Raw genomic sequence first — 23,281 nt, 5'->3', positions numbered from 1 at the left:
AGAGGCATGGAAAGACCATGCCTCTATCCAGCGAGAAATGCAATTATTCTTGGCTAATCAACCAAGAGAGAATCGATGCTTTTTCGGCTTTATCGGCTTTTTTGTACCAATCAGCCATCATTTCGACCAACTTATTTTGTGTAACCATAGGCTGGGCTACCTCTGCACGGTTAGCAAAAGCCCAGTTAGCAAATTCTTGGCGCTCTGCTGAACTGGCTTCACCAAACAAATATTGGATCATTTCGTTAGGTTTGGATGCGGTTGGTTGCGCTTGAACAGCAACAATAGGAGCAACAGGTGCCACATCTGTCCCTTGTAAGACAAATTTCGCCTCATTAATAACCGCTAAAAAATACGCTTTAGGAACCGTGAATTCTACTTGGTTTTTGTCTGTTGACGAGGACAGCGTAAACACAACTGAATCCGAGTTCAGTTGCTGAATATATTCTTGAGATAATGGGAACTTAAACCATTGCGAGGTCGTGCAATGTTCGGTACAGGTCTCAGCTAATGGACGATATGTTTCTACTTTTAACTTCTGTGATGAATAAGCAACAGTGTCATATTGGTCATAATTTTTAAAATAAGTGACGTTCATATCAACGTATGAATTTTCAATATTAACGCCTTCAGCTTTAGGGAAATTACCGACATAGCTTAACTCTGCTTTTACAATATCAGGTCCTACAATTGCTTTTGCGTCAGGAGTAATATCTTTCGCGACAACTTGAACATAGTTGTGCCTTTCTTTGACATTCTTCGCCACATCATTGAACACACTCGAACTGTCTAAATTACTGCATCCAACGGCCATGGTGATGGTTGAGAATAATATGGTCGTTTTAAATAAATTCATCATTTATGTCCTTGTTTATGGAGTAAAAACACCGGCACAAGGCCGGCGTTTTTATTAAAGAAAGGCAGGGTTCGTCTGATTAGAAACCGTATTCCAGACCTACACGTACGAAACCTTTCTTGTCGGCTGAATCATAAGCATCATGCTGGCCAACACGGATGTATGGTACGAAACCATTTTTCACGTACATCAGCTGTGCAGACAATACTTCATCATCATCTTTTTGTTCAACACCGTTCACTTCAGACTCAAGGTTGGCAGCGTAACCTACTTTAAAGCCCCATGGGCCATTCCAGTATTGACCAATCAGAGAGTATTGGCCTTGCTCGCCTTCTTGACCTTTCACTGTTTTAGAAGCACCTTCAGTGTACTTATAAGCACCAGCTAAACCAAAACCAGCAGGTAGAGGCAACTCAAAACCTACGATATACGCTGTTGCATCAGTCAGGAATGTATTATCGACATCTTTACCAGCTGTATCTTTGGTTTTGTAGTCATACTTGAAGTTAGAGTTGTTTTCATAACCAACATGGAACGTTACGATATCCGCAGCATTGTAGTGTGCAGCCGCACCAAAGTGGTTAGAACTTTTAGTACCCACATCACCACGACCAGCAGAAATGTTGAACGTCAGACCACCGAAAGCTGGAGAGTCATAACGCGCAATATCACCTTTACGATCATAGTGACCAGCAACGTCGCCACCCCAGTCGAATACACGACCTAAACCTGGGTTAGAGTATGGCCAGTCAACGATTTCATATAGTGGTGTCAGCATACGACCGAAACGTACTTTACCCCAATCGCCTTGTAGGCCGAGGAAAGTATCACGAGCACCAAGCGTGCTGCCTTTACCATCTTCACCAACGTAACCTGATTCGATCTGCATGAATACGTTTACGTTATCAAACATATCTTTGCTAGCACGGAAACCGATACGAGATTCGTTTTCGTAGTCATAACCGTTGCTATCTTCTTGATAGAAAGCAGAGATTGCTGCAACACCGTACGCTTGTACGTTGAAATCAGACAGAACACCGATTGCACCAGTTTCAGATGCGGCAAACGCACCAGTTGACGCCATCGCTACTGCTGCACCCAGAAGAGTACGTTTAAACATTTTGTCCATGGATAACTCCTAAAAATGGATATAGCTGTTTTTTTGAGTTTCTCCCTTAAGTTGGCCGCCGAAGGGAGAAGTCATTTCCTTTTCGAGTATCGAAACCGATTCTCTTAGTTGTTGGCACACTGACCGTGTATCCATATCCGTAGACTAACTCTCGGTTAGAAAACATCAATCAGAACTTAATTTTTATCTAAAAAAATATGAGCCACGACAAACTTCTGGGGAGTAAGTGATCGAGATCCAATTATTACTAGCACAAAGCCAGAGAAAACTTAAATAACTGATAAATATAAATTTTTATTTTTGGTTAATGTCTTTTATTTGAAATGCGTCGAATAAAAACAAAATGAGGGATGACTTTTAAAAACAATAAAAGTCCTGAACTTGATACAAATTGGCGAGTTGTTTCTGAGCAAAAATAAACCCCAGCACAGGCTGAGGTTTAGACTTGGGATGAGCAAGAAGTTCAATCTATTTATAAAAAATGCAGCAGATCCAACATGAAACATACCGAATAGAGTTGGAATTGTAGGTAGGCTGCAAGTAAATTCATCCCTATAAGCATAGGCAGGCGATGTTGGAGTGAACACACATCGCCAACACCACTGCCGCTTCAAATATTAAGTGAATAGGCTTATTTCAAAAATTCGATTAATGCTTGCTCATCGAAAACTTGGATACCCAACTCGGTCGCTTTGGCTAGCTTAGAGCCCGCTGCTTCTCCTGCAAAAACAATATCAGTATTTTTTGATACGCTACCCGTCACCTTAGCACCTAAAGCTTGTAGTGCGGCTTTCGCATCATTACGAGACAATTGAGTAAAACTGCCGGTTAACACAACAATTTTGCCCGCTAGAGCAGAGTCTACCGCCACGGGCGCAGCCGTTAGCGCCGGCCATGTGATGCCTTGTTCTAGCAATTCATTGATCACTTGTTGGTTACGGTCTTGCGCAAAGAAGGCCAGTAAATGGCTTGCAACAACCACTCCGACATCGGGAACTTCGATAAATTGTTCTAAACTCGCTTGTTGAATCGCTTCCAAACTTAAAAAGTGCTGAGCCAAGTTGAGTGCGGTAGCATCGCCGACTTCACGAATACCCAGTGCATATAAAAACTTAGGTAATGTGGTTTGCTTCGCTTTATTGAGAGCATCAATCACATTCTGCGCCGATTTGGGGCCCATTCGCTCCAAAATCGTGAGCTCTCCCGCTCTTAACCGGAATAAATCAGCAGGTGTACTCACCATTTCTCGGTCAACCAGTTGCTCAATCACTTTATCGCCCAAGCCTTCTACATCCATGGCCTTGCGAGAAACAAAATGCTTCAATGCCTCTTTGCGCTGAGCTTGGCAAATCAGTCCACCGGAACATCGAGCAACCGCTTCTCCTTCAACCCGTTCAACATCCGATTGACAAACTGGGCAACGAGTAGGAAATACAATAGATTTTGCATTCTCAGGGCGTCGCTCTAATACCACAGAGACGATTTGTGGGATGACATCCCCAGCACGGCGGATCACCACCGTATCTCCGACCATCACTCCCAAACGCTCAATCTCATCGGCATTATGTAATGTGGCATTACTTACCGTAACACCACCGACAAAAACAGGCTCCAACTTAGCAACTGGGGTAATCGCGCCAGTACGACCTACCTGAAATTCAACATCATTGAGCAAAGTAAGCTCTTCCTGCGCAGGAAATTTATAGGCAATCGCCCAGCGCGGCGCTCTAGCAACGAACCCCAATCGCTCCTGCAACTGGATATCGTCAACTTTAATGACGACGCCATCAATCTCATAAGCCAAAAACTGACGACGTTGCAAAATGTCTTGATAAAAAGCTTTGACTTCGGCGAGAGAAGTTACCAGTTTGGTTTCAGGACAAATCGGCAGCCCCCAGCCCTTTAGTTGCAAAAATCGTTGATAGTGGCTGGTCGCTAACTCTCCGCCTTCAATAACACCAACACTATAAGCGTAAAAAGCCAGTGGACGTTGGGCGGTAATTTTGGAGTCGAGTTGACGTAGGCTTCCCGCCGCCGCATTACGAGGGTTAACAAACTGCTTTTCACCTTTTTTCAATGCTCGTGCGTTAAGTGCTTCAAACCCCGCTTTAGGCATAAACACTTCACCGCGCACTTCAAGGCGAGTTGGAAAATCTGCGCCTTGCAGACGTAAAGGGATTGCTTTAATGGTACGTACATTTTCCGTGATGTTTTCGCCGGTCATACCATCACCACGAGTCGCCGCGCGGGTCAGAACACCATTTTCGTATAGTAAACTGACCGCCAAGCCATCCAGTTTCGGCTCACAACAAAAGGCACTATGCTGTACCGCCTGGATCCGATCCGTCATACGGCGATAAAAGCTTTCTAATTCACCATCATCAAAGGCGTTATCGAGCGATAACATCGGAATTTCATGCACGACAGATTCAAAAGCATCCAGCGGACGTCCTCCGACTCGTAAACTGGGCGAGTCCGAGCTCATCAATTCCGGGTGAGCCGCTTCCAATTCCAGCAGCTCGCGCATTAAGCGATCGTATTCTGCATCCGGAATGGTGGGGGCATCTTCTACGTAATAGCGGACACCATGCTCATGCAAGGTTTTTCTTAATTCTGTTAATCGTTGCGCGACATCTGACATCGTAATTCTCTCGGATGATGAAAAAAGGCTCCGCTACGGAGCCCTTTTAGTATAACTAGGGATATCTTTATCTTGTTACTGACGAAGTAAAGCAGCACGCTATCGCGTGGTGCTTGAATGAATATCCAAAACCTAGGCTTGAGCGGCTCGAACTTTAAACTCTTGAATTTGCTTACGATAAGCATCAAGTCGGTTTGGAGTCATTAAATTACGAGCATCGTCCAACACATGCCCACCAAGATCATCGGCAATTTGTTGAGCGGTTTTTAGCATCAACTTGAAGTTTTGCTCAGGATCGCCAAAACACGGCAGTGTCATAAAAAAGGAGATGCCTTTGGTTGAAAAGTCCGCAGGATCATCATGCATCAGGGTACCAGGTTGCATCATATTCGCGACACTAAACAACACTTTCCCCGTTCCAGAGAGATCCGCATGGCGATGGAAAATATCCATCTCACCAAATAACAAACCATTTTGCTGCATGCTATCGAACAGTTTGGTCCCGATAAAAGGCTGGTTACCAGCACAGTGTACATTGAGCACAATCACATCCAGCTTTTCTTCCTGCGGCTCTTGTACCTCAATCTCGGTCACCACTTCAGGTTGCACCTTAGCCATTGGCACGTTTGGCGCAACTCGAGGCATCTCAACCTGGGGTTGAACCTTTCTAGGTTGAGGTTGGGATTGAGGCTGAACCGGAATGCGCGCTTCCTCATCCTCTTCTTCATCCAGCTCATCATGGGCCGCGAAATCAGAGATCAGAGGATCGTGCTGTTGATTCGGAATGCCAAAATCAGGCTCTTTGCGTTCCTTGCGGATGATTTCGAAATCGTCTTCCGCCGCAAAGGCACGCGAAGGCGGATCATCACTTTCGACTTTCATCTTGCGCAGAGGTTTATCACCAAACTTGGACTTTCCCTCTTTTTTGCTGGTCCACAGACCATGAAACAGCAACGCCGCTATCGCCAACGCGCCAACAATTATCAATACGAATCGCAGTTCCTGCATCTTAAACTCTCAGTATCCCGTTTGATGTTCTGAGCTCTAGCGCCCGACAGGACGTTTATCAGGGTGTGTTTTTGACTTGTCGGGGTACTTTACCAAAACTCTCGTTGAATTTAGAACAACTTAATGTGAGAAGTTGAAAAGATGACGCGTTTTTTGCAGTTTCGTCATTTCACTTCAGTATCAATCAAGTACAATCTTCACTCGGTTTATCAAGGAGAATACCGTTTTTATGCAGATCAGCTCACGTTCCGGGTTCGGCTACTTCTCTTACGGCATACGTTTGGCTTTAACGCCAGGCATACGTCGGTTCGTTGTTCTTCCGCTACTGGCTAACATCATCTTAGTCGGCGGTGCTATGTACTACTTATTCAGCCATTTAGACACTTGGATCAGCGAGTGGATAGGACAATTACCTTCGTTTCTCTCTTGGCTAAGTTATGTACTTTGGCCGCTGTTAGCATTAACCATTCTCGCTACTTTCTCCTATTTTTTTAGTACCTTAGCCAACTTTATTGCCTCGCCATTTAATGGTCTATTGGCCGAAAAGGTGGAGCAGCATCTATCAGGTGAACGCATCGGTGAGGAAGGCGTCTGGGCACTGGTCAAAGACGTTCCTCGAATCCTTAGTCGAGAATGGCGGAAACTGCTTTACGTGCTTCCCAAAGCACTTGGCTTATTCCTGCTATTACTGATCCCAGCACTTGGGCAAACCTTAGGCCCTATTGCTTGGTTCCTGTTCACGGCTTGGATGTTGGCTATACAGTATTGCGACTATCCCTTCGATAACCACAAAATCAGCTTCCATGACATGCGTAACACTTTGAAACAAAATCAAAGTAAGGCCTATGGATTTGGTATGCTGGTCGCTTTTTTCACGAGCATTCCGATTGTGAACCTCTTCATCGTCCCAGTTGCCGTGTGTGGCGCGACGGCGATGTGGGTGATGGAATTTAAGACACAACACTCCCCTCTGCGCCAATAACAAGCACCACATAAGTTATAACTTTTTAATCCTTTTCGCTTAGTGAATATGAACTTATTCTCTGTCCATATTCACTAAGTATTCACGCACACTCACTGCGTAACGAATGAAGGAACATCGCCATGAGCAAAATCTACGAAGACAATTCACTGACTATTGGTAACACCCCACTAGTGCGCTTAAACAAAGTCTCTAACGGCAAAGTGCTGGCTAAGATTGAAGCACGCAACCCAAGCTTCAGCGTAAAATGCCGAATCGGAGCCAATATGATTTGGGAAGCTGAAAAGCAAGGCAAACTCAAGCCTGGCGTTGAATTAGTAGAGCCAACAAGTGGTAATACTGGTGTTGCCCTAGCGTTTGTTGCTGCAGCTCGTGGATACAAGTTAACTCTGACCATGCCTGAATCGATGAGTTTAGAGCGTCGTAAGCTACTCAAAGCACTTGGCGCCAATTTAGAACTGACTGAAGCAGCAAAAGGCATGAAAGGCGCGATTGCGAAAGCAGAAGAGATTGTTGCCAGCAACCCAGAAAAATATTTGCTCCTCCAGCAATTCAATAACCCAGCTAACCCGCAGATCCATGAAAAGACCACAGGCCCAGAGATTTGGGATGCAACAGATGGTCAAATTGATGTGTTTGTTGCTGGTGTAGGTACTGGCGGTACATTAACGGGTACCAGTCGCTACATCAAAGGCACTCAAGGTAAAGCTATTCTTTCTGTTGCGGTTGAACCGGCTGAATCATCGGTCATTACACAAGCGCTGGCGGGAGAAGAAATCAAACCTGCACCACATAAAATTCAAGGTATCGGTGCCGGTTTTATCCCTGGTAACTTAGATTTAAGCTTGATTGATCGTGTTGAGCGAGTCACCTCAGACGAGGCGATTGAAATGGCGCGTCGCCTAATGGAAGAAGAAGGCATTCTCGCGGGGATCTCTTCTGGTGCTGCTGTTGTTGCCGCTAACCGAATCGCACAATTACCTGAATTTGAAGGAAAAACTATAGTTACCGTGTTACCAAGTTCAGGTGAACGTTACTTGAGCACAGCTCTATTCGCAGGCATTTTCACTGATAAAGAAAACCAGCAGTAATACGTGGTTAAATCAAATTTTCGTTTAAAAAAGCCCCAGTCAGGGGCTTTTTTGTTGATCCCTGCCTCACCTTTGGTAATATCGGCATGTTTTATTTTTAGCTTCAAAATAAAGAAGCAGACGGTTTACGCTCAATTGCTCAAATTGCAAAAAATAGCAAAGGCGATTGATAATATTTTGACCAGTCTTAGTTCTAACACGAAAAGCCTGTGACAGTGCTAGCACAAAGCAGTTTATGCGGTTAAGCTAAATCTGGTTAACAAACTTACAAAAAATAAACTCATTGGGGTATAAAACATGTACGAGAAGCAAGTAGAAATCACTGCAGAAAACGGCCTTCACACTCGTCCTGCTGCACAGTTTGTTAAAGAAGCAAAAGCCTTCGATGCAGACATCACTGTGACTTCTAACGGTAAAAGTGCAAGCGCGAAAAGTCTGTTCAAGCTGCAAACGCTAGGTCTGGTAAAAGGTACTGTCGTGACTATCTCTGCCGAAGGCCCTCAGGCAAAAGAAGCTGTTGAGCACCTAGTTGCTCTGATGGACCAACTTCACTAATCCGGTCTTCCTTTCAAAGCCATTTTGTTCACGCAAAATGGCTTTGTTGGAAATAACCCGAGAAATACGCTAAACGTTACGGTTAGCGATTGTCCACTCTCCCGTTTACAGTTGACCAGTTTAAGGTAAGGCTATGATTTCAGGCATTCTAGCATCTCCAGGTATTGCTATTGGTAAAGCATTACTTCTTCAAGAAGATGAAATTGTCCTAAACACAAACACCATTTCTGACGATCAAGTAGAAGCCGAAGTTGAGCGCTTTTACACTGCGCGTGACAAATCTTCTGCGCAGTTAGAAGTGATCAAACAAAAAGCACTTGAAACTTTTGGTGAAGAAAAAGAAGCCATCTTTGAAGGCCATATCATGTTGCTTGAAGATGAAGAGCTAGAAGAAGAGATTTTAGCCCTCATCAAAAAAGAAAAAATGTCTGCCGATAACGCAATTCATACCGTTATCGAAGAGCAAGCCACTGCGCTTGAATCTTTAGACGATGAATATCTCAAAGAACGTGCAACAGATATCCGTGATATCGGTACACGTTTTGTAAAAAATGCTCTGGGCATGCACATCGTATCGCTGAGCGAAATCGATCAAGAAGTTGTCCTTGTTGCTTACGATTTAACGCCTTCTGAAACTGCGCAGATTAACCTGAACTACGTTCTCGGTTTTGCATGTGATATTGGCGGCCGTACCTCTCACACTTCTATCATGGCTCGCTCTCTAGAGCTACCAGCGATTGTCGGTACTAACGACATCACTAAGAAAGTGAAAAATGGCGACACATTGATTCTGGACGCAATGAACAACAAGATCATTGTGAATCCAACTCAAGCCCAAATTGAAGAAGCCAAAGCGGTTAAAGCGGCTTTCCTAGCGGAAAAAGAAGAGCTCGCTAAGCTGAAAGATCTTCCAGCAGAAACGCTAGACGGCCATCGCGTTGAAGTGTGTGGCAACATCGGTACCGTGAAAGACTGTGACGGTATCATCCGTAACGGTGGTGAAGGTGTCGGCCTATACCGTACTGAATTCCTGTTTATGGATCGTGATGCCCTGCCAACAGAAGAAGAACAGTACCAAGCCTACAAAGAAGTCGCGGAAGCGATGAATGGCCAAGCGGTTATCATCCGCACCATGGACATCGGCGGCGACAAAGACCTGCCGTATATGGATCTGCCAAAAGAGATGAACCCATTCTTGGGTTGGCGTGCCGTTCGTATCAGCTTAGATCGCCGTGAAATTCTACGTGACCAGCTACGCGGTATTCTGCGTGCCTCTGCACACGGCAAACTTCGCGTTATGTTCCCAATGATCATTTCAGTAGAAGAAATTCGTGAACTGAAAAATGCGATTGAAGAGTACAAAGCTGAACTGCGCACCGAAGGTCATGCTTTTGATGAAAACATCGAAATCGGTGTGATGGTAGAAACGCCAGCTGCAGCAGCGATTGCTCATCACTTGGCAAAAGAAGTCTCTTTCTTCTCTATCGGTACCAACGATTTAACTCAGTATACCCTAGCGGTAGACCGTGGTAACGAGATGATCTCTCACCTCTACAACCCACTCTCTCCAGCGGTTCTGACCGTGATCAAGCAGGTGATTGATGCTTCTCACGCAGAAGGCAAATGGACTGGTATGTGTGGTGAATTAGCGGGTGACGAGCGTGCAACGCTACTCCTACTCGGTATGGGTCTGGATGAGTTCTCAATGAGCGGCATCTCGATTCCAAAAGTGAAGAAAGTGATCCGTAACGCCAATTATGCGGAAATCAAAGCGATGGCTGAAGAGGCGCTTGCCCTGCCAACGGCTGCAGAAATTGAAGCTTGCGTAGATAAATTCATCGCAGCGAAAGCGTAATTATCGGTTGATACCAAGGAGATAGGCGATGAAAATAGTCGTCTATCTTTAGCGATTGGTATACTATACTTCGACAGAACAAATTTAAAACGTTAGGAGCATGACACAATGGGTCTGTTTGACAAACTTAAGAAGCTAGTCTCTGACGACAGCGCTAACGCAGGTGCAATCGACATCATCGCACCTCTTTCTGGTGAAATTGTAAACATCGAAGATGTACCAGATGTGGTTTTCGCTGAGAAAATCGTTGGCGACGGTATCGCGATCAAGCCTGCTGGTAACAAAATGGTAGCTCCTGTTAACGGTACTATCGGCAAAATCTTCGAAACCAACCACGCGTTTTCTATCGAATCAGATGAAGGCGTTGAGCTGTTTGTTCACTTCGGTATCGACACGGTTGAGCTGAAAGGTGAAGGCTTCAAGCGTATTGCAGAAGAAGGCCAATCAGTGAAAATCGGCGATACTATCATCGAATTCGATTTGGCACTGCTCGAAGAGAAAGCGAAATCAACTCTGACTCCTGTTGTTATCTCTAACATGGATGAAATCAAAGAGCTGAACAAACTTTCTGGTTCAGTGACCGTAGGTGAAACACCGATCCTACGCGTGACCAAGTAATCGCTTGGTTCGATTTAAAACGTTCGATGTAAAAAACGCTGCCGAGTGCAGCGTTTTTTGTTTTTACGGCCGAGTTTTTTGACATAGCCAATAGCGCCTAACTAGCGCTCATCTCAAACAACATTCAATTCGTAAAACCAAGGGCATAACGCAGCACTTGCGTTTTCAGTGGGCCAGAACGCTCAGCCAATGCCAACGCAGCATTACGCAGAAACTTCACTGGTGTGATTGAGTTACTGAAGGTTTTGTAGAACAAGTCCATCCCTGTTTGCATCAGTAAATTATCGGGACGACGGCAGCGTTCATAGCGTTCAAAAGATGCCTGATTTAACGCCTGCTCTTGAGTTTGCGCCAGCAACACGGCCACATCTTTAAAGCCCAAATTGACGCCCTGCCCTGCTAATGGGTTTATGGTGTGTGCTGCATCCCCAATCAAAATACAGCGATTTTTCACATACTGCTGAGCATGACGGCGCGTTAATGGGAAAGCACCGTGTTGCAACACTTTAATATTCCCCAACTCGGCCGGGAAATACTGCAGAATTTCGCTACGCAATTGCTCCGGATTAAGACCGCTGAGCTTGCGAATACGCTGCGGTGTGTCATACCACACCAAAGACGCCTGATTGCCGCCCAAAGGTAAGTAGGAGCGCGGACCTGTTGGAAAAAATTGCTGCCACGTGGTTTCTTGTTGGATCTGCTCCGTCTGCACATTAATCAACATACAGTGTTGACGATAATCCCACGCCGTTACGCCGATACGCACCAGATTGCGCACCTGGGAATTTGCGCCATCCGCACCGATTACCCAATCACACTCAATTTCAGCGCCCGATTGCAAGGTAACACGGCATCCCTCTGCACTCACATTCAACTGCGCCAATTGTTCGGGACACATTAAAGTCAACTGCGGATAAGCCGCAAATTGCTGCCATAGTGCTAATTGAATGACTCGGTTTTCTACCATGTAACCTAATTGTGGCAACCCGAGCGACTCACAAGAAAAACGCGTTCGACATTCTGGGTGTTCCCACGTTTCTAAGTGACGATAAGGACAAGCGCGCATACCAACAACACTTGACCAAGCACCCAGTTCTTCTAGCAGTGCTACCGAGGTTTGCGAAATCGCAGAGACACGCACATCCATAGGCTGACTGGGCTCAAAAGCGTGCGGCGCGCCAGAATCAATTACCGCAACCTTGCGTCCTTGGCGTGCAAAGCCCAGTGCAGCAGCCGCGCCCACCATGCCGCCCCCCACCACGAGGATGTCAAATTTGTTGCTACTCATACCTTTTCCCACCCAGTATTTTCTCTTCACGGCATTGTACGGAGTAAGGGAAATATTGCGACATTTTTTACGTTAAAACCTTGCTCGTAATAAGGTAAAAAGCCAATCACAGCAAGGGTTACAAGAGAATTCCGCCAATTACTAGTCAGTCGGTTTTTAAAGCAGTACAATACGCCGCTTACCGCCGAGAGGGCGGCTAGAATGTGAGCTACAGCTCAAATGATTGAAGAACTATTGAACGAGCGAAAGTGAGATGAGTAAGAAACTGCTAATTAAAACTTGGGGCTGCCAGATGAACGAGTACGATTCATCGAAAATGGCTGACCTGCTTAATGCTGCAAACGGCTATGAGCTGACAGAGATACCCGAGGAAGCTGACGTTTTACTCCTAAACACCTGTTCGATTCGTGAAAAGGCGCAGGAAAAAGTCTTCCACCAACTCGGCCGTTGGAAAACCCTGAAAGACAAAAAACCCGGAGTCGTGATCGGTGTTGGTGGCTGTGTTGCCACTCAAGAAGGTGACTCGATTCGCGATCGTGCACCTTATGTGGATGTCATCTTCGGCCCACAGACACTTCATCGTCTGCCTGAAATGATTAAACAATCGCAAACCAGCGACGCGCCCGTGATGGATATCTCTTTCCCTGAGATTGAAAAATTCGACCGCCTGCCTGAGCCACGTGCGGAAGGCCCAACTGCGTTCGTTTCTATCATGGAAGGCTGCTCAAAATACTGTACTTACTGCGTAGTGCCTTACACTCGTGGTGAAGAAGTCAGCCGTCCTATGGACGATGTCCTGTTCGAGATCGCTCAGCTTGCCGAGCAAGGGGTGCGTGAAGTTAACCTGCTGGGTCAAAACGTCAACGCTTACCGTGGTGCCACTCACGATGGCGGCATTTGCTCTTTCGCTGAATTACTGCGTTTGGTCGCCACCATTGACGGCATCGATCGTATCCGCTTTACCACTAGCCACCCACTCGAATTTACGGATGACATTATTGCAGTGTACGAAGACACGCCTGAGCTCGTGAGCTTCCTGCACTTGCCAGTACAAAGTGGGAGCGATCGCATTCTGACTATGATGAAGCGTCCACATACGGCGATTGAGTACAAATCCATCATCCGTAAGCTACGTAAAGCGCGCCCAGATATTCAAATCAGCTCTGATTTTATCGTTGGCTTCCCTGGGGAAACCGACAAAGATTTCCAAGACACCATGAAGCTGATCCGCGATGTCGATTTCGACATGAGCTTTAGCTTTATTTTCTCACCTCGTCCAGGCACACCCGCCGCTGACTATCCTTGCGATCTGTCGGAAGAAGTGAAGAAAGAACGCCTGTACGAACTGCAGCAGCAGATCAACAGCCAAGCTATGCGTTATTCACGCCTGATGCTGGGTACTGAACAGCGTATTTTGGTTGAAGGTCCATCGAAAAAAGATCTGATGGAGCTGCGTGGCCGTACTGAAAATAACCGTGTAGTGAACTTCGAAGGCTCACCGGATCTGATCGGTCAATTTGTTGATGTGAAGATCGTCGACGTTTTCCCGAACTCACTGCGCGGTGAACTGCTGCGTACCGAACAAGAGATGAATCTGCGTATCGCGACCTCTCCCTCTGAAATGAAAGCGAAGACTCGCCGCGAGGATGAGCTTGGGGTTGCTACATTTACTCCTTAATCTCGTATACACTGTCAATAAGCGTCCGGTCACAATCGGACGTTTATTGACATACTGAGAGGCAAATTTGAGCAATAAAATCATAACCTTAGAAATTAATTTAGAACCATCCGATAACCACCGACTCGCCAGCCTATGCGGTCCTTTTGATGACAACATCAAGCACCTTGAACGTCGCTTGGGTGTCGAAATCAACTACCGCGGCAACTTCTTCACTATCGTGGGTCAACCTCATACTGCCGCTGCTGCACTCGACATCATCAAAACACTTTACGTTGAAACGGCTCCGGTGCGTGGTCAGATTACCGATATTGAACCTGAGCAAATTCATCTTGCCATCAAAGAATCCGGCGTGCTTGAACAACACAGCGAATCCAGCATTGCTCACGGCAAAGAAGTGTTTGTCAAAACCAAAAAAGGCGTGATCAAACCGCGGACACCGAATCAAGCTCAATACTTGATGAATATGGTGACCCATGACATCACCTTTGGTGTTGGCCCTGCTGGTACCGGTAAAACTTACCTTGCGGTCGCGGCTGCTGTGGATGCGCTTGAGCGCCAAGAAATTCGCCGAATTCTATTGACTCGTCCAGCGGTTGAAGCGGGCGAAAAGCTCGGTTTTCTGCCGGGCGATCTAAGCCAAAAAGTCGACCCTTATTTGCGCCCACTTTACGATGCTCTATTCGAAATGCTTGGTTTTGAGCGGGTAGAAAAGCTGATTGAGCGCAATGTGATTGAGGTCGCTCCGCTGGCGTACATGCGTGGTCGTACCTTAAACGACGCGTTTATTATTCTCGATGAAAGCCAAAACACGACCGTTGAACAGATGAAAATGTTCCTGACGCGGATTGGTTTTAATTCGCGCGCCGTCATTACTGGTGACGTGACGCAAATCGACTTACCGCGCGGCGCGAAATCCGGTCTGCGCCATGCGATTGAAGTGCTCAATGAAGTCGATGAGATCAGCTTTAACTTCTTCCAAGCTGACGATGTGGTGCGCCACCCAGTGGTTGCTCGTATCGTTAACGCTTATGAAAAGTGGGAAGCGCAAGATCAAAAAGAGCGCAAAGAGTATGAGCAGCGTCGTCGTGAAGAACGTGAAAATAAATTACTCGAAATGCAGCGCGCAGAAATGACGCTAAGCCACAACAATGAGTCGGATCCCTCATGAGTATTGAACTGGATTTGCAATTGGCAGTCGAAAATGAACATGGGCTACCAAGTGAAGCGGAGTTTGCGTTGTGGCTCTCTCGAACCATCACGCCGTTTCAGCCACAAGCTGAGGTGACGGTTCGCATTGTCGATGAAGCAGAAAGCCATGCGCTGAATTTGAACTACCGTGGTAAAGATAAACCGACCAATGTGCTGTCTTTTCCATTTGAAGCTCCTCCGGGGATGGAAATGGATCTGCTTGGCGACTTGGTGATTTGCCGCCAAGTCGTTGAGCGTGAAGCAATTGAGCAAAATAAGCCTTTGCAAGCACATTGGGCGCATATGGTTGTACATGGCAGCCTGCATCTGCTAGGTTATGACCACATCGAGGATGATGAAGCCGAAGAGATGGAATCTCTCGAAACCGAAATTATGCAAGAGATGGGTTTTACCGACCCATATCTGGCAGAAAAAGAGTAACCCTTATCCTTTTAGATAAGGCCTATGTGAGCTATCACACATCTGATAGCGTTAGTGAATTGAGACATAATGAACGAAGACAATTCTCAGAATTCGGAAGGTCCGAGTAGAAAGTCCTTCTTTGAACGCCTAAGTCAACTTTTTCAGGGAGAGCCGAAAGATCGCCAAGAGCTGGTCGATGTGATTCGCGACTCTGAAGTCAATGACTTGATTGACCATGACACCCGCGACATGCTCGAAGGTGTGATGGAAATCGCCGAAATGCGCGTGCGCGATATCATGATCCCACGCTCACAAATGGTCACTATCGATCGTACTCATAACCTAGATGCTTTGGTTGCCATCATGACGGATGCGCAGCACTCACGTTATCCAGTGATCAGCGAAGATAAAGACCATGTGGAAGGCATTCTGCTTGCGAAGGACTTACTCAAATATCTAGGCTCTAACTGTGCCCCATTCAACATCCAAGAAGTGATCCGCCCTGCGGTCGTGGTTCCGGAAAGCAAACGGGTTGACCGTCTGCTCAAAGAATTCCGTGAAGAGCGTTACCACATGGCAATTGTGGTGGATGAGTTTGGCGGCGTATCTGGCCTAGTCACCATTGAAGATATTCTGGAAGAGATCGTCGGCGACATCGAAGATGAATTCGACGACGAAGAGCAAAAAGACATTCGCCAACTGAGCAAACACACCTTTTCGGTGAAAGCGCTCACCACAATTGAAGACTTTAACCACACTTTCGGCACCAAATTCAGTGATGAAGAAGTGGATACGGTCGGTGGTTTGGTGATGACGGCATTCGGCCACTTACCCGCGCGCGGTGAAGTCGTAGACATTGCAGGCTACAACTTCAAAGTGACAGCGGCGGATAGTCGCCGAGTGGTGGCTCTTCAAGTGACCGTTCCCGATCTGGAAGCCCTTTCGCACGTTGCGGAAGAGTAGTCCCCACTCTCTTACTAAGTAAGAGTAAAGAAAAGAGACGATGAACAGCGTATTATCTCATCGCCTAATGCGGCCGCTTACGGCCGCTTTTGTTGGCGTCATAACTCCTCTGGCTTTTGCCCCGTATCAATTTTGGCCTTTGGCTCTACTCAGCCCATTTATCCTACTGCTTTTGCTCCACCAACAAAGCGCCAAGCGAGCGGCTTTGATTGCTTATCTCTGGGGGATTGGTCAATTTGCGGTGGGTATCAGTTGGGTACACGTCAGTATTGATACGTTTGGCGGCATGCCCAAAATTGCCAGCCTGTTTTTAATGACTCTATTGGTCGGCTATCTGGCACTTTATCCAAGCCTTTTCGGCTGGCTACTCAATCGCTTTTTTCCGAACAACTCACGCAGTAAATGGTTATGTGCTGCCCCAGCTTTGTGGCTGATTACCGATTGGCTACGTGGTTGGGTGATGACGGGTTTTCCTTGGCTATGGCTCGGTTACAGTCAAATTGATAGCCCTCTTGCCAACTTTGCCCCCGTCGGTGGCGTAGAGCTCATCACTCTGTTACTGCTGTTTTGTGCTGGTAGCTTAGCTTATGCAGTGCTTAATCACCGTTGGTTGATGGCTTGCATCCCTCTTGTGGTTTACGCAACGGGTTATGGCCTCCAAGCCATGCAGTGGGTCACCCCACAAACGGATCGCACAGCCTCACTGGCCTTGATTCAAGGCAATATCGAACAGGGATTGAAATGGCTGCCTAGCCAGCGCTGGCCAACCATCATGAAATACACCGATCTTACTCGCGAAAACTGGGATGCCGATGTAATCATTTGGCCAGAAGCGGCGATCCCCGCTTTTGAATATGAAATCTCCTCATTTCTGCATAATCTTGATGCTGCGGCACGTATGAACCAAAGCGCGGTGATTACTGGCATCATCAATCAAAGTGAAGATAAGCAGTACTTCAATAGCGTGCTGACAGTCGGTGATACGCCTCATGGCGAATACCGTTATGATCTGACCCTGCGCTACCATAAGTACCACTTGTTGCCTTTTGGCGAATTCGTGCCGTTTGAAGAGATCCTGCGTCCATTAGCTCCATTCTTTAATTTGCCGATGTCCTCCTTTAGCCAAGGGGCTTACGTGCAACCGAATTTGATTGCAAAGGGCTTCGCATTTGTCACCGCACTCTGCTACGAAATCATCTTCAATGAGCAAGTACGCGATAATGTGACGCCGGAAACCGACTTCCTACTGACGCTTTCGAATGATGCTTGGTTTGGTCGTTCGATAGGCCCATTGCAACACATGGAAATCGCTCGCATGCGCGCCTTAGAATTGGGCAAGCCGCTGATCCGCGCCACCAACAATGGAGTGACGGCCGTCACTGACGAGCGAGGACGCATCGTAGCTCAGTTGCCACAATTTGAAACTGGCGTGCTAAAAGCAACGGTCACCCCAACTCGCGGTAGTACACCTTACTTCCTATGGGGCACAACGCCACTCTACCTCTGGGTAGGCTTAGCGATTGGGTTCGCTTTCTGGCGCCAGCGCCGGGCTAGATAAGTAAAAGTAAAACGGGAAGTTATCTTCCCGTTTTTTATTGCAACGCTTTATCCAACTAAGGTTTCAGTGGTTGGCGGCTAAACGCTTTACCCCCACATTGCGAACAGGGTTCAATTTCCGTTGGGTGATTAAATTCGGTTTTATGACCGCACTGATCACAGATCAACACGCCCAAACCAATCATTTCTCCCGCCTGATACAAGCCTTGGTGTTCTAAATCAGCAAACAGTTCGACCCATTCCACTTTGGTGCGGTCGGTAATATCCAGTAGCCCCTGCCAGATGGAATTAGTGATCATCAGATAGAATGGGCTGCTTTTGCTTTGCTCAAAACTTTGCGAGAACTCTTTAAGGTCAGCTTTTACATAAGCGGAGATCAGCGCAAGCTCATCCTTGGTCAAATCATTCGCCGCATCGACGTATTTCGTAGAGGATTCAACGATCTCATTCACGCCATCTGGGCTGTGTTTGAGCGTTTCTACCACCTCTTCCAGTAAGGCTTCATAACTTGCTTTCTGTTTTGGCATCTCTCACCTCTCTCAAGCCTGATGGCTGCCGGATTAGCTATTGTTGTAACCCCCTGCTTTCTGTATTCTATGCCGAACCGAAAGACTTCGTTCCTACTGAACTCACAAATTCCAAGATGGATGTCATCGATGCAAGAGCAATACAACCCGCAAGATATTGAACACAAAGTTCAACAGCACTGGGACAACAACAAAACCTTCGTTGTAAGTGAAGACCCAAATAAAGAAAAATTCTACTGTCTTTCCATGTTCCCTTATCCAAGTGGCCGACTGCACATGGGTCACGTGCGTAACTACACCATCGGTGATGTAGTCTCTCGTTTCCAACGTCTGCAAGGCAAAAACGTACTGCAACCTATTGGTTGGGATGCTTTTGGTCTGCCTGCTGAAAACGCAGCGGTAAAAAACAATACTGCGCCAGCACCTTGGACATACGAAAATATCGAATACATGAAAAACCAGCTCAAGCTACTGGGTTTTGGTTATGACTGGAATCGTGAATTCGCAACTTGTCGCCCTGAGTACTACCGCTGGGAACAAGAGTTTTTCACTAAGCTGTTTGCAAAAGGCTTAGTGTACAAAAAAACCTCATCAGTCAACTGGTGTCCAAACGACCAAACGGTTCTGGCTAACGAACAAGTGGAAGATGGTTGCTGCTGGCGTTGTGACACTCCGGTTGAGCAAAAAGAGATCCCACAGTGGTTTATTAAGATCACCGCCTACGCTCAAGAGCTGCTTGACGATCTGGATAACCTAGACGGTTGGCCTGAAATGGTCAAAACCATGCAGCGCAACTGGATTGGCCGCTCTGAAGGTGTAGAACTGAAATTTGCAGTTAAAGGTGAAAACACCGATCTTGAAGTGTACACCACGCGTCCAGATACTCTGATGGGGGTTACTTATGTAGGTATCGCTGCAGGCCACCCTCTAGCGACAAAAGCGGCAGCGAATAACCCAGCCCTCGCCGCCTTCATCGATGAATGTAAAAACACCAAGGTTGCAGAAGCTGAAATCGCGACCATGGAAAAGAAAGGCATGGCGACAGGCCTGACGGCGATCCATCCTCTCAACGGCCGTGAAGTACCTATCTATATCGCGAACTTCGTGTTGATGGATTACGGTACTGGTGCGGTAATGGCTGTGCCTGCGCACGACCAACGTGACTTTGAATTCGCGACCAAATATGGCCTAGACATCATCCCTGTGATTAAGCCTGCCGATGGCAGCGAGCTGGATGTGTCTGAAGCGGCTTACACTGAAAAAGGTGTTCTTTTCGCTTCTGGCGAATTTGATGGTTTGGATTTCCAAGCTGCCTTTAATGCGATTGCTGCCAAATTGGAAGCAGAAGGCAAAGGTAAGAAAACCGTTAACTTCCGTCTACGTGACTGGGGCGTGTCTCGTCAACGTTACTGGGGTGCTCCAATCCCAATGGTGACCACTGAAGATGGTCAAGTACACCCAGTACCAGCAGACCAGCTGCCCGTTATCCTACCAGAAGATGTGGTGATGGATGGCGTGACTAGCCCAATCAAAGCCGATAAAGAATGGGCAAAAACCACCTTTAACGGTGAGCCAGCACTGCGTGAAACCGATACCTTCGACACCTTTATGGAGTCTTCATGGTACTACGCGCGTTACTGCTCACCACAAGCGGATGACATTTTAGATCCAGAGAAAGCCAACTACTGGCTGCCGGTTGATCAGTACATCGGTGGTATTGAACACGCGTGTATGCACTTGCTCTATTCACGCTTCTTCTACAAACTGCTGCGTGATGCTGGTTATGTGAAGAGTGATGAACCGTTCAAAAAGCTGCTGTGTCAAGGCATGGTACTGGCAGATGCATTCTACTACACCAATGACAAAGGTGGTAAAGAGTGGGTGTCGCCAACTGAGGTTAAAGTAGAACGTGATGGTAAAGGCCGCATAGTTTCTGCGGTGGATGCCACAGGCCGTCAAGTTGAGCACTCAGGCATGATCAAAATGTCTAAGTCGAAAAACAACGGTATCGACCCACAAGAGATGGTCGATAAATACGGCGCTGACACAGTACGTCTGTTCATGATGTTCGCTTCACCAGCGGACATGACGCTGGAATGGCAAGAGTCTGGTGTTGAAGGTGCAAACCGCTTCCTGCGCCGCGTATGGAAACTGGTGCGTGAGCACACTGAGCTCGGCCAAGCTCCCGCTTTAGATGCTTCAGCACTGAATGCAGACCAAAAAGCGCTGCGCCGCGATGTGCACAAAACCATCGCTAAAGTGACGGATGACGTAGCACGTCGCCAAACGTTCAACACGGCGATTGCGGCAATCATGGAGCTGATGAACAAGCTGACGAAAGCGCCGATGACCGAAGCACAAGATCGCGCGATCCTGGATGAAGCACTCAAAGCCATCACGCTCATGCTTTACCCAATCACACCGCATATCTGTTTCGAAATGTGGGTGGCACTGGGTCAAAGCAATATCGATACGGCAAGCTGGCCGACGTACGATGAAGCCGCACTGGTCGAAGATGAAAAGCTGATCGTGCTGCAAGTCAACGGCAAACTGCGCGGTAAACTCACTGTCGCTGCCGATGCTACTCAACAACAGGTTGAAGCGCTCGGTATGCAAGATGAAAACGTACAGAAGTTCATTGATGGCCTCACCGTACGTAAAGTGATTTACGTACCGGGCAAACTGCTGAACATCGTTGCCAATTAACTCACATTTTATCGATGAGTCACTAAGCCATGAGAACACTCGCTGAACTGATGGCTTATTTTAATGTCAGTAAACAGGGTTCGCCCTGTTTACTTATCTCAGCTTATCGCACAGCAAGTTTTCGCTCTTGGTGAGCTGAGATAAGTATTTTGCCTAATAACGAGACTGAAGCATCCATGCGTAACACTCTTTTCCCTACTTTGAAATGGTCACTCTTGGTTCTGATGACAAGCTTACTCACGGCTTGTGGTTTCCACTTGCGCGGTGATTACGATATTCCCCAAGAACTCTCTCGTATGTCACTGACCAGCTATGACCAATACAGCACCTTTACTCGTATGGTGCACCGTCAGTTACGTTTGAATAAAATCGATCTGCAAGATCCAGCAGAAGATCTACCTAATCTACATCTACTCAGTGAAAGTACTGGTGAACGCACCCTATCGCTTTATCAAAATACGCGTGCAGCCGAAATTGAGCTGACCTTTGTCGCAAGCTATCGCGTCACCGTACCTGAGCTGGGCAGTCGCACCTTTACCACTAGCGTAACGCGCAGCTACTTAGATAACCCTCTAACAGCCCTAGCAAAATCCGTTGAGCGCGACATGATTGAAGATGAAATGCGCAAGCTAGCTGCCAGCCAAATTGTGCGCCAGATGGCACGTTTAAAAGCAGACTTTGCACGTAAAACGTTGGATGATGAAAGTATTGAAGGCGAAGGGCTCACTGACTATCGCGTTGATACGCAAGAAGTAGCCAACCCAGTGTCAACAGAAGGCAGCAGTGAGTAGTTTCGATGCGCATTTACGCTGAAAAACTGGCTGAATCACTGCACAAAACGCTCTATCCGATTTACCTCGTATTCGGTAATGAGCCACTGCTGCTCCAAGAAGCCAAAACCGCCATCGAAAAAACGGCACAAGCGCAAGGTTTTTTGGAAAAACACCGATTTAGCGCGGATGCCGGGCTCGATTGGAACGCGGTGTATGACTGTTGCCAAGCTCTGAGTCTGTTTTCATCTCGCCAACTTATCGAAATTGAGATCCCAGAATCTGGGGTCAATGCTCAAACGGCAAAGGAACTTAGCGCACTGGTAGGCCAACTTCACCAAGACATTCTCTTGCTGGTGATTGGCCCCAAACTGACTAAGGCGCAAGAGAACGCAGCTTGGCTCAAAACGCTTGCGCAGCAAGCCTGTTGGGTTAACTGCCTCACGCCAGAATTGAGCCGTTTACCTCAGTTTGTTCAGCAGCGCTGTTTTGCCCTCGGTTTAAAACCGGATGCCGAAGCGGTACAAATGTTGGCGCAGTGGCATGAAGGTAATCTCTTTGCATTAGCCCAGAGTCTCGAAAAATTAGCGTTACTCTACCCCGATGGTCTACTGACTTTAGTGCGCTTGGAAGAGTCGCTGAGCCGCCATAACCATTTCACGCCTTATCACTGGATGGATGCGCTATTAGAAGGCAAAGCCAACCGAGCTCAGCGTATTTTGCGCCAGCTTATGCTCGAAGAGAGTGAGCCGATTATTCTGATCCGCACCGCGCAAAAAGAGCTCACTCAACTGCTTAAATGGCAACAAGAGCGCCAACAGCTGGGTAATTTGGGGAGTCTTTTTGATCGCTATCGTGTCTGGCAGAATCGAAGACCACTCTACTCTGCCGCTTTACAGCGCTTACCGAGTCGCGCCCTACTTCGGTTGGTTGGAATATTAACTCAGGCTGAATTACTGGCAAAAACGCAATACGAACAGCCAGTATGGCCAATCTTGCAGCAACTAAGCCTTGAATGCTGCAATCCTCAGGCAAACCTACCTTTGCCTCACTAAAAGCGTGATATACTGCGCCCTTTTAAGCGAAAGCTGTATTTTATTGATGATTTTCAGAGGACATTCTCTTGCAAGGTGAAGCACTTAAAGACTTTCTTTTCGACAAAGCTGACGACATGAAGGCGGTCGATATCGTAACTCTAGATGTAAAAGAGAAATCCAGCGTTACTGATTACATGATTGTCTGTACTGGCACATCCAAAAGACATGTCGCCTCCATCGCTGAACACGTGGCCAATGAAGCCAAACTTTCTGGCCTGCAACCACTGGGTATGAACGGCGAAAATGAAGGTGAATGGGTCGTTCTGGATATGGGTAGCGTAATGTTGCATGTGATGCAAGAAGCGCCACGCGAACTCTATCAATTGGAAAAACTCTGGGGTTAAGT

At 47.0% G+C, this 23,281-nt stretch carries 20 protein-coding genes; 14 read left to right on the top strand and 6 right to left on the bottom strand.

The features are described 5' to 3' along the window. Positions 1–43: 43 nt before the first annotated feature. The 4 genes from T411_RS0117005 to zipA form a co-directional block, all read right to left on the bottom strand. Entirely contained in the window at positions 44–859 is an 816-nt protein-coding gene (locus tag T411_RS0117005) for a DUF2057 domain-containing protein (protein ID WP_001880792.1), read from the bottom strand. A 76-nt stretch (positions 860–935) separates the two neighbouring features. Continuing rightward, positions 936–1,985 carry a chitoporin gene (chiP, locus tag T411_RS0117000; protein WP_000359808.1) on the bottom strand — a complete coding sequence of 350 codons (1,050 nt, stop codon included), beginning with the start codon at positions 1,983–1,985 and terminating at the stop codon, positions 936–938. A gap of 631 nt (positions 1,986–2,616) precedes the next feature. Then, positions 2,617–4,626: an NAD-dependent DNA ligase LigA gene (gene ligA, locus T411_RS0116995; RefSeq protein ID WP_001286046.1), complete on the bottom strand. Its 2,010-nt coding sequence runs from the start codon at positions 4,624–4,626 to the stop codon at positions 2,617–2,619. A gap of 132 nt (positions 4,627–4,758) precedes the next feature. Next, complete coding sequence (gene zipA / locus T411_RS0116990) at positions 4,759–5,634, bottom strand: cell division protein ZipA (RefSeq protein WP_001157059.1); 876 nt, start codon at positions 5,632–5,634, stop codon at positions 4,759–4,761. Between the two features lie 229 nt (positions 5,635–5,863). On the opposite strand from zipA, the gene cysZ reads away from it, so the two are divergent. From cysZ to crr, 5 genes are all read left to right on the top strand, one after another. Further along, entirely contained in the window at positions 5,864–6,616 is a 753-nt protein-coding gene (gene cysZ, locus T411_RS0116985) for a sulfate transporter CysZ (RefSeq protein WP_001167409.1), read from the top strand. A gap of 122 nt (positions 6,617–6,738) precedes the next feature. Next, positions 6,739–7,707, top strand: coding sequence for a cysteine synthase A (gene cysK / locus T411_RS0116980; protein ID WP_000036920.1), 969 nt, complete (start codon positions 6,739–6,741; stop codon positions 7,705–7,707). A 297-nt stretch (positions 7,708–8,004) separates the two neighbouring features. Next, positions 8,005–8,262: an HPr family phosphocarrier protein gene (locus T411_RS0116975; RefSeq protein WP_000273061.1), complete on the top strand. Its 258-nt coding sequence runs from the start codon at positions 8,005–8,007 to the stop codon at positions 8,260–8,262. Between the two features lie 133 nt (positions 8,263–8,395). Then, on the top strand, positions 8,396–10,117 hold the full coding sequence (gene ptsI / locus T411_RS0116970) for a phosphoenolpyruvate-protein phosphotransferase PtsI (protein WP_000623159.1): 1,722 nt from the start codon (positions 8,396–8,398) through the stop codon (positions 10,115–10,117). A gap of 108 nt (positions 10,118–10,225) precedes the next feature. Continuing rightward, positions 10,226–10,735: a PTS glucose transporter subunit IIA gene (crr, locus tag T411_RS0116965; protein ID WP_000522240.1), complete on the top strand. Its 510-nt coding sequence runs from the start codon at positions 10,226–10,228 to the stop codon at positions 10,733–10,735. A gap of 124 nt (positions 10,736–10,859) precedes the next feature. On the opposite strand, the gene T411_RS0116960 is transcribed toward crr, so the two are convergent. Then, positions 10,860–12,023 carry a 2-octaprenyl-3-methyl-6-methoxy-1,4-benzoquinol hydroxylase gene (locus T411_RS0116960; RefSeq protein ID WP_000097693.1) on the bottom strand — a complete coding sequence of 388 codons (1,164 nt, stop codon included), beginning with the start codon at positions 12,021–12,023 and terminating at the stop codon, positions 10,860–10,862. 253 nt (positions 12,024–12,276) lie between these two features. On the opposite strand from T411_RS0116960, the gene miaB reads away from it, so the two are divergent. The 5 genes from miaB (at position 12,277) to lnt (ending at position 17,836) form a co-directional block, all read left to right on the top strand. Further along, complete coding sequence (gene miaB / locus T411_RS0116955; protein WP_000038553.1) at positions 12,277–13,701, top strand: tRNA (N6-isopentenyl adenosine(37)-C2)-methylthiotransferase MiaB; 1,425 nt, start codon at positions 12,277–12,279, stop codon at positions 13,699–13,701. 67 nt (positions 13,702–13,768) lie between these two features. After that, entirely contained in the window at positions 13,769–14,872 is a 1,104-nt protein-coding gene (locus T411_RS0116950; RefSeq protein WP_000066203.1) for a PhoH family protein, read from the top strand. Next, positions 14,869–15,333: an rRNA maturation RNase YbeY gene (gene ybeY, locus T411_RS0116945; protein WP_000021205.1), complete on the top strand. Its 465-nt coding sequence runs from the start codon at positions 14,869–14,871 to the stop codon at positions 15,331–15,333. The genes T411_RS0116950 and ybeY overlap by 4 nt, the downstream gene beginning before the upstream one ends. Before the next feature lie 69 nt (positions 15,334–15,402). Next, positions 15,403–16,278 (top strand): CNNM family magnesium/cobalt transport protein CorC, encoded by an 876-nt coding sequence (gene corC, locus T411_RS0116940; RefSeq protein WP_001001301.1) that lies wholly within the window; start codon positions 15,403–15,405, stop codon positions 16,276–16,278. Positions 16,279–16,318: 40 nt separating this feature from the next. Next, on the top strand, positions 16,319–17,836 hold the full coding sequence (lnt, locus tag T411_RS0116935) for an apolipoprotein N-acyltransferase (protein ID WP_001089654.1): 1,518 nt from the start codon (positions 16,319–16,321) through the stop codon (positions 17,834–17,836). Between the two features lie 55 nt (positions 17,837–17,891). On the opposite strand, the gene T411_RS0116930 is transcribed toward lnt, so the two are convergent. Continuing rightward, the gene (locus T411_RS0116930; RefSeq protein WP_001125921.1) at positions 17,892–18,362 is read right to left on the bottom strand and encodes a zinc ribbon-containing protein; all 471 of its coding nucleotides are present in this window, start codon (positions 18,360–18,362) and stop codon (positions 17,892–17,894) included. A 129-nt stretch (positions 18,363–18,491) separates the two neighbouring features. Here T411_RS0116930 and leuS point away from each other — a divergent pair, with 129 nt between their 5' ends. From leuS to rsfS, 4 genes are all read left to right on the top strand, one after another. Continuing rightward, the gene (gene leuS / locus T411_RS0116925) at positions 18,492–21,068 is read left to right on the top strand and encodes a leucine--tRNA ligase (RefSeq protein WP_001157869.1); all 2,577 of its coding nucleotides are present in this window, start codon (positions 18,492–18,494) and stop codon (positions 21,066–21,068) included. A 176-nt stretch (positions 21,069–21,244) separates the two neighbouring features. Beyond that, positions 21,245–21,859 (top strand): LPS-assembly lipoprotein LptE, encoded by a 615-nt coding sequence (locus T411_RS0116920; RefSeq protein ID WP_001246450.1) that lies wholly within the window; start codon positions 21,245–21,247, stop codon positions 21,857–21,859. 5 nt (positions 21,860–21,864) lie between these two features. Continuing rightward, positions 21,865–22,893: a DNA polymerase III subunit delta gene (gene holA / locus T411_RS0116915; RefSeq protein ID WP_001223843.1), complete on the top strand. Its 1,029-nt coding sequence runs from the start codon at positions 21,865–21,867 to the stop codon at positions 22,891–22,893. 68 nt (positions 22,894–22,961) lie between these two features. Then, positions 22,962–23,279, top strand: a complete 318-nt coding sequence (rsfS, locus tag T411_RS0116910) for a ribosome silencing factor (RefSeq protein WP_001161137.1) — start codon at positions 22,962–22,964, stop codon at positions 23,277–23,279. Positions 23,280–23,281 lie beyond the last annotated feature (2 nt).

The sequence above is a fragment of the Vibrio cholerae ATCC 14035 genome, from assembly GCF_000621645.1.
Lineage (GTDB): Bacteria > Pseudomonadota > Gammaproteobacteria > Enterobacterales > Vibrionaceae > Vibrio > Vibrio cholerae.
This window is presented reverse-complemented; position numbering and strand designations above follow the sequence as displayed.